Annotated in this window: 11 protein-coding genes; 4 read left to right on the top strand and 7 right to left on the bottom strand. The window is 72.1% G+C overall.

Annotated features, from left to right (window positions below; all coding sequences use genetic code 11):
• Nucleotides 1–130 precede the first annotated feature (130 nt).
• The 3 genes from ABZ342_RS45075 to ABZ342_RS45065 all read right to left on the bottom strand — a co-directional run bounded on the left by ABZ342_RS45075 (nt 131) and on the right by ABZ342_RS45065 (nt 3,373).
• Nucleotides 131–1,159: a sigma-70 family RNA polymerase sigma factor gene (locus ABZ342_RS45075; protein WP_155542247.1), complete on the bottom strand. Its 1,029-nt coding sequence runs from the start codon at nt 1,157–1,159 to the stop codon at nt 131–133.
• A gap of 289 nt (nt 1,160–1,448) precedes the next feature.
• Entirely contained in the window at nt 1,449–1,874 is a 426-nt protein-coding gene (gene dtd / locus ABZ342_RS45070; RefSeq protein ID WP_155542248.1) for a D-aminoacyl-tRNA deacylase, read from the bottom strand.
• Nucleotides 1,871–3,373, bottom strand: a complete 1,503-nt coding sequence (locus ABZ342_RS45065; protein ID WP_360487110.1) for a methyltransferase — start codon at nt 3,371–3,373, stop codon at nt 1,871–1,873. Before ABZ342_RS45065 ends, dtd begins: the two co-directional genes overlap by 4 nt.
• Before the next feature lie 28 nt (nt 3,374–3,401).
• Between ABZ342_RS45065 and ABZ342_RS45060 the strand changes: the two genes are divergently transcribed.
• Nucleotides 3,402–4,667 carry an amidohydrolase gene (locus ABZ342_RS45060; protein WP_155542249.1) on the top strand — a complete coding sequence of 422 codons (1,266 nt, stop codon included), beginning with the start codon at nt 3,402–3,404 and terminating at the stop codon, nt 4,665–4,667.
• A 38-nt stretch (nt 4,668–4,705) separates the two neighbouring features.
• Nucleotides 4,706–5,020 carry a DUF3099 domain-containing protein gene (locus ABZ342_RS45055; protein WP_360487107.1) on the top strand — a complete coding sequence of 105 codons (315 nt, stop codon included), beginning with the start codon at nt 4,706–4,708 and terminating at the stop codon, nt 5,018–5,020.
• A 3-nt stretch (nt 5,021–5,023) separates the two neighbouring features.
• Here ABZ342_RS45055 and ABZ342_RS45050 read toward each other — a convergent pair whose 3' ends face one another.
• From ABZ342_RS45050 to ABZ342_RS45035, 4 genes are read right to left on the bottom strand one after another with little or no spacing between them, the layout of a single operon-like run.
• A complete protein-coding gene (locus ABZ342_RS45050) occupies nt 5,024–5,896 on the bottom strand; it encodes a sugar kinase (RefSeq protein ID WP_360487104.1) in 873 nt (290 codons plus the stop codon).
• Nucleotides 5,893–6,798 carry a pseudouridine-5'-phosphate glycosidase gene (locus tag ABZ342_RS45045; protein ID WP_360487101.1) on the bottom strand — a complete coding sequence of 302 codons (906 nt, stop codon included), beginning with the start codon at nt 6,796–6,798 and terminating at the stop codon, nt 5,893–5,895. Before ABZ342_RS45045 ends, ABZ342_RS45050 begins: the two co-directional genes overlap by 4 nt.
• Nucleotides 6,799–6,807: 9 nt before the next feature.
• Nucleotides 6,808–7,425: an HD domain-containing protein gene (locus ABZ342_RS45040; protein ID WP_360487098.1), complete on the bottom strand. Its 618-nt coding sequence runs from the start codon at nt 7,423–7,425 to the stop codon at nt 6,808–6,810.
• Nucleotides 7,425–8,213 (bottom strand): sporulation protein, encoded by a 789-nt coding sequence (locus tag ABZ342_RS45035; RefSeq protein ID WP_360487095.1) that lies wholly within the window; start codon nt 8,211–8,213, stop codon nt 7,425–7,427. The genes ABZ342_RS45040 and ABZ342_RS45035 overlap by 1 nt, the downstream gene beginning before the upstream one ends.
• A gap of 67 nt (nt 8,214–8,280) precedes the next feature.
• Here ABZ342_RS45035 and ABZ342_RS45030 point away from each other — a divergent pair, with 67 nt between their 5' ends.
• Together ABZ342_RS45030 and ABZ342_RS45025 are read left to right on the top strand one after the other, a co-directional pair.
• A complete protein-coding gene (locus tag ABZ342_RS45030; RefSeq protein WP_155542254.1) occupies nt 8,281–8,523 on the top strand; it encodes a DUF3039 domain-containing protein in 243 nt (80 codons plus the stop codon).
• A 163-nt stretch (nt 8,524–8,686) separates the two neighbouring features.
• Nucleotides 8,687–9,523 carry a hypothetical protein gene (locus ABZ342_RS45025; protein ID WP_360487092.1) on the top strand — a complete coding sequence of 279 codons (837 nt, stop codon included), beginning with the start codon at nt 8,687–8,689 and terminating at the stop codon, nt 9,521–9,523.
• Nucleotides 9,524–9,670 lie beyond the last annotated feature (147 nt).

Below are 9,670 nucleotides of genomic sequence, written 5' to 3'. Positions count from 1 at the left end.
GGCGAGCCAGCGCTCCTCCCAGGAGCGGATCAGCCGGGCGCCCCACTGGTCGGCGACGAGCTCCTGCAGCCGCTCGGCCGTCGCGCGCAGGTGCGCACCCGCCCCGTTCGGCGTAGCCGTGGATCGGTGATCAGCTGGCGTAGGCGCGGAGCCGGTCCGCGCGCTCGCCCTGGCGGAGCTTCGACATGACCTCGCGCTCGATCTGGCGGACGCGCTCGCGGGACAGCCCGAAGTGCTTGCCGATCTGGTCGAGCGTGCGGGGCTGGCCGTCGTCGAGGCCGTAACGCAGGCGGATGACCTGCTGCTCGCGGTCGTCCAGCGTCGACAGGACCCGGCGCAGGTCGTCCTGCAGCAGGCTCGAGATCACGGCGCTCTCGGCGTCCGTCGCCTCGGAGTCCTCGATGAAGTCGCCCAGCGGGGCGTCCTCCTCGGTGCCGACCGGCATGTCCAGGCTTACCGGGTCACGCGAGTGGTCGAGCAGGTCCGAGATCTTGTGCGCCGGGATGCCCGACTCGGCCGCCAGCTCCTCGTGCGTCGCGTCGCGCCCGAGCTGCTGGTGCAGGTCGCGCTTGATGCGGGCCAGCTTGTTGACCTGTTCCACGAGGTGGACCGGGAGCCGGATCGTGCGCCCCTGGTCGGCCATCCCCCTGGTGATGGCCTGGCGGATCCACCAGGTCGCGTAGGTCGAGAACTTGAACCCCTTGGAGTAGTCGAACTTCTCCACCGCGCGGATCAGACCCAGGTTCCCCTCCTGGATCAGGTCGAGCAGCGGCATCCCCCGGCCGGTGTAGCGCTTGGCCAGCGAGACCACCAGGCGGAGGTTGGCCTCCAGCAGGTGGTTCTTGGCCACGTGCCCGTCACGGACCAGTGCGGAGAGCTCCTTGCGGCGCTTCGGGGTGAGGTTCTCCCCGGTGTCCAGCATGTGCTGGGCGAAGACGCCGGCTTCGATGCGCTTGGCGAGCTCGACCTCGTCGGCCGCGGACAGCAGCGCCGTCTTACCGATACCGTTGAGGTAGACACGCACGAGGTCGGCGGCGGGGCTCGGGGCGTCGAGGTCGCCGTCGGCGAGCGCCCCCACGCTCACCGGCTCCTCGGACACCTGAGCCGGGATGCGCTCGCGAATCCCGCGCGACTCGCGTTCGAGAGTCTGGACTGACATTCTGCCTCCCCGGTCACGGGCTGAACGTGTTGCTGCGGTCGTCCCACCGGGTGCGTACCCGCGGACCGGGGCCTGTGGAACCCGGTACGCCGGTCCGGCCGGCTTGGCTGGACATCTGGCACAACGCTCCGGGTTTCCAAAACGTTCCCGGCTCGCCTGAAAAGGAGACGGCTGCGGGCGCGCTCCGGTTGCTCCACCATTGCTGAGCTTTTGCTGAGAACGGTCCGTGACCGGACAACCTGAGAATCCGATGTGAATCGGGTCAGGATGTGAACCGGCGGGCAGTGGTCTAGACCTCTACGAGAACGGTGAACGGACCGTCGTTCACGCTCGAGACCGCCATCATCGCCCCGAAACGGCCCGTCGCGACGGTGGCGCCGCGGCCGCGCAGCTCGGCCACGACGGCGTCCACCAACGGCTCGGCCGCCTCCGGCCGGGCGGCCTGCGTCCACGACGGCCGGCGCCCTTTCTTCGTCTCGCCGTAGAGCGTGAACTGGCTCACCACGAGCAGCGGCGCATTCGCCGTGGCGCATGATTCCTCGTCGCGCAACACGCGCAGCTCGTGCAATTTGCGCGCCATCGTCACGGCCTTCGCCGCGTCGTCGTCGACGTGGATTCCCAGCAGCACCAGCAAACCCGGTTCGGCGATGGCTCCGACGACCTCGCCCTCGACGGTCACGTCGGCCCGCGTGACGCGGGCCGCGACCGCCCTCACCGGCCCGCCGGGACGAGCATCCCGTGCCGGACGAGCTCGCGGACGACGGGCAGCGCGGCGGCCGCCAGCTCCTCCGCCTCGAGCCCTTGCGAGAACGCGAGGAGCTCGATCAGGTCCTCCAAGGGCAACGCGCCGCGACAGCCGGCGAGCAGCCGCGCGGCCAGCTCGTCGACCTCGTGCTGCCAGCCCGGCCCGTCGGTGCGGTGCAGCCGCCTGACGGTCGTCGCCCAGCCCTCGTCACCGGGTTCCTCGACGCTTTCCAGCAAAACCGTGTCCGGGACCACAAAACGGACATCGAGCAAGGAATCTCCCGATTCCCGCAGCCAGTCCACGCGCTCGAGCCAGCCGGCCGCTTCCGGGCCCAGCGGGTCGTCGTAGGCCTGCCGCAGGTCCTCGCACACCACGGTCGGGGTGCGCCCGGCCGCGCGCCGCAGCGTGACGAAGCCGAACCCGATGCCCTGGACGTCGTTCGCCGCGAACCAGTCGAGCCACGCCGCCGCCTTCGCCCGGCCCTCCGGCGAGCGCGGGTCGAGGCCCGCGTCCCGCAGCCAGGTGCCGACGTAGAGCGCCGGGTCGGCGATGTCGCGCTGGACGAACCAGGCGTCGGTCTCGGCAGGCAGCCAGCGGCTCACCCGGTCGGCCCAGTCCTCGCGACCCGTGTGCAGCCAGGAGCCGAGCAGGTGCCCGACTCCGCCGTCGTTGAGGAAGCCCGGGAGCTGCCGGATCACCAGCGCGGTCGCGTCGTCGCCGGCCAGCCCGGAGTCGCGGTAGGTGTAGTCGACGCGGGCCGGTCCGACCACGAACGGCGGGTTGCAGACGACCTGGTCGAACTTCCGCCGCGCGACCGGCGCGAACCACTCGCCGCGGGCCAGCTCGACGTCCAGCTCGTTCAGCCGGAAGGTCGCCGCGGCCAGCGCCAGCGCCCGCTCGGAGACGTCGGTGGCCGTGACGCGCCGGGCGTGCCGGGTCGCGTGCAGCGCCTGCACGCCGTTGCCGGTGCCCAGGTCGAGCAGGGTGCCGACCGGGCGGCGGCTGGTCGCGCGGATCAGCGACAGCGACGCGTGCCCGACGCCGAGCACGTGGTCCTCGGGCACGGTGGTGCCGAGCACGTCGGCGTCGAGGTCGGATACCACCCACCACGAGCCGTCGTCGTCCCCGTGCGGCCGGATGTCGAGCGCCGCGCGGTAGCCCTCGGCCGCCGGGGCCAGTACCCCCGCGGCGACGGCGTCCTCGGGGGACAACGGCGCGAAGGCGGCCTTGATCGCGGTCTCCGGCTCGGTGCCGCCCAGCAGGAACAGCCGGATCAGCGTGCCCAGCTCGCCCGCGTCCCGGGTCGCGCGCTCGGCCGGCACCGGCTCGCCGCGGCCCAGCGCCGCGTGCGCGGCCCCGCCGAGGGCGGCCACCACGCCGTCGGCATCGTAGGAGGCGCGCCGGAAGGCCTCGCGCAGCCGCGCGCAGACGTCGTCGGACAGGTCGGGCAGTACGCTTCGCGTGCTCACGGTGGGTAATGCTGCCACGATGGCCCCCGTGACCCTTGAACGCGTCCTCGCCCCGCTCGACGCGGCGCTGCCCGAGCTCGAAGCGCTGTACATCGACCTGCACCGGCATCCCGAGCTGTCCTTCGCCGAGACCCGGACGGCGGCCGAGCTGGCCCGGCGGCTGGAGCGCGACGGCTACGAGGTGCACACCGGCATCGCCGGCACCGGGGTGCTGGGCGTGCTGCGCAACGGCGAGGGCCCGACGGTGCTGCTGCGCGCCGACATCGACGCGCTGCCGGTCGAGGAGAAGACCGGGCTGTCGTACGCGAGCACCGCCCGCGGCACCGACGAGCACGGCAAGGACGTCCCGGTCATGCACGCGTGCGGGCACGACATGCACGCCACCTGGCTCTCCGGCGCCGCGGCGCTGCTCGCGAAGGGCCGCGACACCTGGTCCGGCACGCTGCAGGTGGTCTTCCAGCCGGGGGAGGAGGGCGTCGGCGGCGCCGTCGCGATGGTCCGCGACGGCCTGTTCGACCGCGCCGGGACGCCCGACGTCGTGTACGGCCAGCACCTGGTGCCCGGCCCGGCCGGCTGGGTGCTCACCCGGCCCGGCGTGATCATGGCCGCGACCGACACCCTGCGCATCACCCTGTTCGGCCGCGGCGGCCACGGCTCGCGCCCCGAGACGACCGTCGACCCGGCCGTGCTCGCCGCGTCCGTGGTGCTCAAGCTGCAGACGATCGTCTCCCGCGAGATCGCCGCCACCGACTCGGCGGTCGTCACCGTCGGCTCGCTGCACGTGGGCACCGCGAGCAACGTGATCGCCGACGACGCCGTGCTCGAGGTGAACGTCCGGTCGTTCGACCAGGCCGTCCGCGAGCGCGTGCTCGCCGCGGTGGAGCGGATCGTCAACGGCGAGGCCGCGACGGCCGGCGCGCCGAAGCCGCCCGAGATCGTCCGGTCGGGCTCCTACCCGATCACCGAGAACGACGAAGCGGCCAACGACGCGCTCACCGAGGTCTTCCGGGCCCACTTCGGTGCCGAAGCGGTGCTGCCGGCGCCGCTGGTCACCGGCAGCGAGGACTTCAGCGAGTTCGGCCGCGCGGCCGGCGTCCCGTCGGTGTTCTGGCTGGTCGGCGGCTTCGACCCGCACACGGTGATCACGGCGATGACCGAGGGCCGGTTCGAGCGCGACATCCCGTCCAACCACTCGCCGCGCTTCGCTCCGGTGCTGCACCCGACCCTGCGCACCGGCATCGAGACGCTCGTGACCGCCGCGTTGAGCCGGTTGTCCCACCCAGGTGTCGGATGACCGGAACAGGTGGGACGATGGGACGTGGAGGTGGTGCAGTGACCATGCCCGCCAACGACTCGGACCCGGTGCTGATCACCGGGGCGGCCCCGTCGTACGAAGAGCAGTTCAAAGCGCGCAAGCGCAAGTACGTGATCATGATGGCGTGCCGCATCCCGTGCCTGATCCTCGCCGGGCTGACCTACCACACCTGGTGGCTGGCGCTGGGGTTCCTGGCGATCTCGGTGCCGCTGCCGTGGATCGCGGTGCTGATCGCCAACGACCGCCCGCCCCGCAGGTCCGAGAACGTCTCGACCTACCAGCGCGAGGCGACGGCGATCGAAGGCACCAGCCACCGCGTCATCGACGGCTGAGCGTCAGACCGGCTGCGGGCCCACCTTCCCGACCGCCAGGGCACCCAGCCGCGTCCCGTGCCGCAGGATGTCCACAGTGGACTCCTTGGCCAGCCAGCCGGTGAGCACGCCCGCGTCGAACGCGTCGCCCGCGCCGGTCGAGTCGATGCACTCGGCTTCGACGGCCGGGACGCTCGTGACGCCGACCTGATCGACCCAGCTCGCGCCGTCCAGCCCGGCGGTCACCACGACCGCGCCGACGGCGTCGAGCAGTTCCTTCGCCGACGCCGGGTCCGCAGAACCGGTCAGCGCCACCAGTTCCTCGGTGTTCGGCATCAGCAGGTCGACGCCGCGGACGTCGTCGAGGAACGCGGCCGGGTCGGTGATGTGCGCGGCGGCCTGCGGGTCGACCGACGTCGTCAGCCCCGCTTCGCGAGCGGCGGCCAGTGACGCCAGCCCCGCGGCCCGCGACGGCGGGTCGAGCAGCACGTAGCCGGACAGGTGGAGGTGCCGGGCGCCGGCCAGCGCCTCGGCGGTGACGTCTTCCGGGGCGAAGCGCTGGTTCGCGCCGCGGTCGGCGAGCATGCTCCGCTGCCCGGAACCGTCGACCATCACCACGACGCAGCACGTCGGCGCCTCGGGGTCGACGGCGAACGCGCACCGCACGCCCGCGGCCTCCAGCTCGGCCTTGATCAGCCGGCCGCCCGGGTCGTCGCCGATCCGCGCGACCAGCGTCGTGTCCGCGCCGAGGTGACGCAGCCACAGCGCCGTGTTGGCGCCCGAGCCGCCGCCGGTGAACCGGATCTTCGCGCGCGCGTCGCCGCCGTGCGGCAACGGCTTGTCGTGCCGGGCGATCACGTCGAGGGCCGCGTCGCCGACCACCACGATCCCGCTCACGACAGCGCCACCGCCACCTCGGTCGCCAGCTTGGCGTTGTTGAGCACCAAGGCTTCGTTCGCGTCGATGCTCACGCCGCCGCTCGCTGTGTGGAAGTGCTCCAGCAGCACCGGCGTGACGTCGGCGCCGTGCACGCCCCGCTCGGCCACCAGCGCGAGGCCCTCGGCGAGCAGCCGGTCGTGCAGCTCTTTGTCCATTTCGGACGCTTCGGGGATCGGGTTCGCCAGCAGGACCCCGGAATTCGCGTACGCGCGGTGCGCGGCGACCACGGCGGCGGCCTGCTTCGGGTCGTCGACCCGCCAGCCCACCGCGTGCCCGGACGACCGGAGGTAGAACGCCGGGAAGTCGTCGGTGCGGTAGCCGAGCACCGGCACCGAGTTCGTCTCCAGCACCTCGAGCGTCGCCGGGATGTCGAGCACCGACTTCACGCCGGAGCAGACCACGACGGTCGGCACCTTCGCGAGCACGCCGAGGTCCGCCGAGACGTCCCACGACTGCGCCGCGCCGACGTGCACGCCGCCGAGGCCGCCGGTGGCGAACATCCCGATGCCGGCCGCGGCGGCCAGCGCCGACGTGCTCGCCACGGTCGTCGCGCCGGAGCGGCCGAGGCCGACGGCCGGGCCGAGGTCGCGCAGCGACAGCTTGTCCAGGCCGGCGTCCGGCGCGCAGACGCGCTCCAGTTCGGCGGGGGAGAGGCCGACGACGACGCGGCCGTCGAGCACCGCGATGGTGGCCGGGACGGCGCCGCCGTCGCGCACCACGCGCTCGAGGCGGTGGGCGACGTCGAGGTTGCGGCCGGCGGGGAGGCCGTGGGACAGGATGGTGCTCTCCAGCGCGACGACGGGGTGCCCGTCACGCAGCGCCGAGGCGACCTCTTCGTGCAGGGTGAGTGGGGTGGTCACGAGGAACCATCATCGGTGATCGGTTCGCTCACGGCGCCAGTGGGTCAGCTCGGCCGTCAGGTTCTTTTCCGCGGCGGTCGCCCAGCGTGTCCGCGCGGCTTCGCTGCGGTAGAGCGTCCTGCTCAGCATGCCTTCGAGGACGGCGATGCGGCCTTCGCGCCAGACGTCGTCGGGGTACTTCGCGTACTCCTCACGCACTGCGCGGGCGTACGTCGAGTACCGCTCCTCGGGCGCGCCGAGGATGGCGAGGTCGGCGTCGAGGAGCGCGGTGGCGAGGTGGTCGTCCGGCGGGGCGTCGTGCTTGATCGTCGCGAGGATCAGGCCTTCGACGCGCCTCTGGTAGGTTTCGGCGACCCCGTCCAGCGCTTCGCGGGCCCATCGCGCGCTGGCGCGTTCGTCTTCGCCGGGGTTCGCGTCGTAGACGACGTCGTGCGTCCAGGCGGCGACGGCGACGATCGCGCGGTCGACGTCGCCGAGGTCGCCGGCCAGCCAGGCGGAGTCCCGCGCGACGGCGGCCGCGTGGCCGAGCGTGTGGTAGCGGCGGTGGGGCTCGGCGTAGCGCGCTTCGAGCCGCGGCCACGCGTCGGGAACACCGCCCAGTGCCGCCACCGCATCGCGCCACTCCATCAGTCGAAGATGCCGCGCGGGCGGGCGACCTGGTCCAGCCAGTCCTCGAGCTGCTTCTCCCAGTTCACGTCCGGCTTCATCGTGAACATCCCGAGGAAGTCCTGCCCGCGCCCGCCGAAGCCGCCGGTCTTGCTCACCCGGACCCGCTTGGTGACCTCCAGGACGACGTCCGTGCGGCTCGACGACGCCAGGAACGTTACCGCGAGCTGGGAGAACACGCTCGCGAAACGCGGCGAGGGCGTGAAGCGGATCTCCTGGAAGAACGGCAGCTGCTGCTGGGCGCCGTTGATCCGGCCCTGCTCGAGGATCGCCTCGCGAAAGGTGAAGCCGGTGCGGCTCAGCGCGTCGAGGACCCGCTTCTGGGCCGGGAGCGGCTCGATCGAGACGGCGTCGGCGTCGAACGGGTCCGACACGGCCGAGGCCAGGTCGAGCTCGGCCCGCACGCCGACGGCCATGCCGGTGAGCGGCTTGGCGAAGACGCTGGTGACGGGCGTCTCCCACGGCAGCGGCACCTCGAAGGGGAGGCGCACCTGCTGCCCGGCCCGGATCGTCTCGGCGCCGACCAGGTGCTGGGAGCCGAACGGGAGGTCCTCGGTCTTGTCCGCGCCGGGGACCTGGACGCGGGCCAGCAGCGTCACCGCGAGGCCCTTGATCTCCTGGTCGACCTCGCCGCCGGCCAGCAGCACCTCGCCGTGCAGGGGACGGCCGGGGGAGGCGGTCCGGTCGAGCAGGCGGGCGTCGATCTTCGCTCCGCCCGAGCCGAACGTCGCGAGCACCTTCTGGAACATGCCGCCGATCCTGCCAGGTCGAGGGGCTTTCGTACGAGGTCCGGCGGGACTCGGGCACAATGGCCGGGTGAGCACCGAGACGCTGACGAAGCCGGAAACCACGCCCGAGGGCACGGACACGGCCGACGACGACACCCCGAAGATGTTCCACTACGTGAAGAAGAACAAGATCGCCGAGAGCGCGGTCATGGGCAACTTCGTGGTGGCGCTGTGCGGCGAGGTCTTCCCGGTCACGAAGTCGCCGAAGCCCGGTTCGCCGGTCTGCCCGGACTGCAAGAAGATCTTCGACGGGCTGCGCCCGGGGGAGTGACCCCGGCTTGAACCCCGGCGGGTGTTCCCGCCGGGTCTTCGGGCTGTCCGGAAACGGACAAGTCGTCGAACAAACGTGAAAAACCTTCATTCGGCGGGTGTGCCGGGTGCGGGAGACCTGGTAAATCCAGCGGGCCAGGTCCCCTCACCCACCGGAGTCGCACATGCGCAGAACCGGGATCGTGCTCATCCTCGCCGCCCTGCTCGCCGTGGTCTCGCCCGCGCTCGCCCAGGCCGTCACCGGCTGGTCGGAGGTGGGCCGGGACTCCGCGCGCGCCCTCGACGAGAGCCAGGGGCTCGCCACGATCGTCCGCCCCTCGGGCACCACCATCCGCTACACCGGGATCGGCACCATCCCGGCGGACCTCAACTCGCAGGGCTGGAACCACGTCGGCGACCCCGGCTCGGCCCAGGGCTTCTACGTCGAGCCCTACCAGCGTGACGACCGGGGCGCGAAGCTCTTCCGCGTCCAGGCCCCGGACGGCTCGTGGAAGAACTACAAGCACAACCTCGAGTCGTGGGAAGCGAACAACAACTCGTTCGCCGCGGTGTCGCCCGACGCCCGGTGGATGGTGGCGGGAGAGTGGGGCACGATGGACCGCCTCCTGGTCCACCCGATGCCCGGCGTGGCGGCCACCGACCCGGCCCAGAACCTGCCCCTGTCCGGCACGATCCGGCTCGACCACCAGGTCCGCGACGTCCAGGGCTGCGACTTCCAGACCGCGACCCGCCTGCTCTGCGCGTCCGACGACCCGGACGGCAGCCTCTTCGGCACCACGAAGCCGCTGCTGCAGGTCGACCTCGCGAGCCCGCTGTCCGGCTCGGACGTCGCCGGGCACGTGACGTCGCTGGGGCAGCTCCCGCTGCGCAGCGGCTGCAGCGGCAACTTCGAGGTCGAGGGCATCGACTTCGACGAGCGGGACAGCACGCTCCGCGTGATCGTGATGTCGCCGAGCATCTGCATCCTCTTCGACAGCATGACCTACCGCTTCAAGCAGTAGACGTGTGATCGAAGGGTCGACTCGCGTGATTGCGGAGTCGACACACGTGATCAGGCGGACGACACGCCGGGGCTGGGATGGCCTCGGCGTGTCGTCCCTTCAATCACGCGTGTCGACCCTCGGATCACGTGTGTCGGCGTTCTGATC

This window comes from Amycolatopsis sp. NPDC005961 (genome assembly GCF_040629235.1).
Taxonomy (GTDB): domain Bacteria; phylum Actinomycetota; class Actinomycetes; order Mycobacteriales; family Pseudonocardiaceae; genus Amycolatopsis; species Amycolatopsis camponoti.
The sequence above is the reverse complement of the archived record's forward strand: the minus strand, read 5'-3'. Positions and strand labels throughout refer to the sequence as shown.

Bases quoted from the DNA above. Each gene is read 5' to 3' on its own strand.
- ABZ342_RS45075 (WP_155542247.1), bottom strand. From the start codon at position 1,159: ATGTCAGTCCAGACTCTCGAACGCGAGTCGCGCGGGATTCGCGAGCGC.
- ABZ342_RS45040 (WP_360487098.1), bottom strand. From the start codon at position 7,425: ATGGAGTGGCGCGATGCGGTGGCGGCACTGGGCGGTGTTCCCGACGCG.
- ABZ342_RS45035 (WP_360487095.1), bottom strand. From the start codon at position 8,213: ATGTTCCAGAAGGTGCTCGCGACGTTCGGCTCGGGCGGAGCGAAGATC.
- ABZ342_RS45025 (WP_360487092.1), top strand. From the start codon at position 8,687: ATGCGCAGAACCGGGATCGTGCTCATCCTCGCCGCCCTGCTCGCCGTG.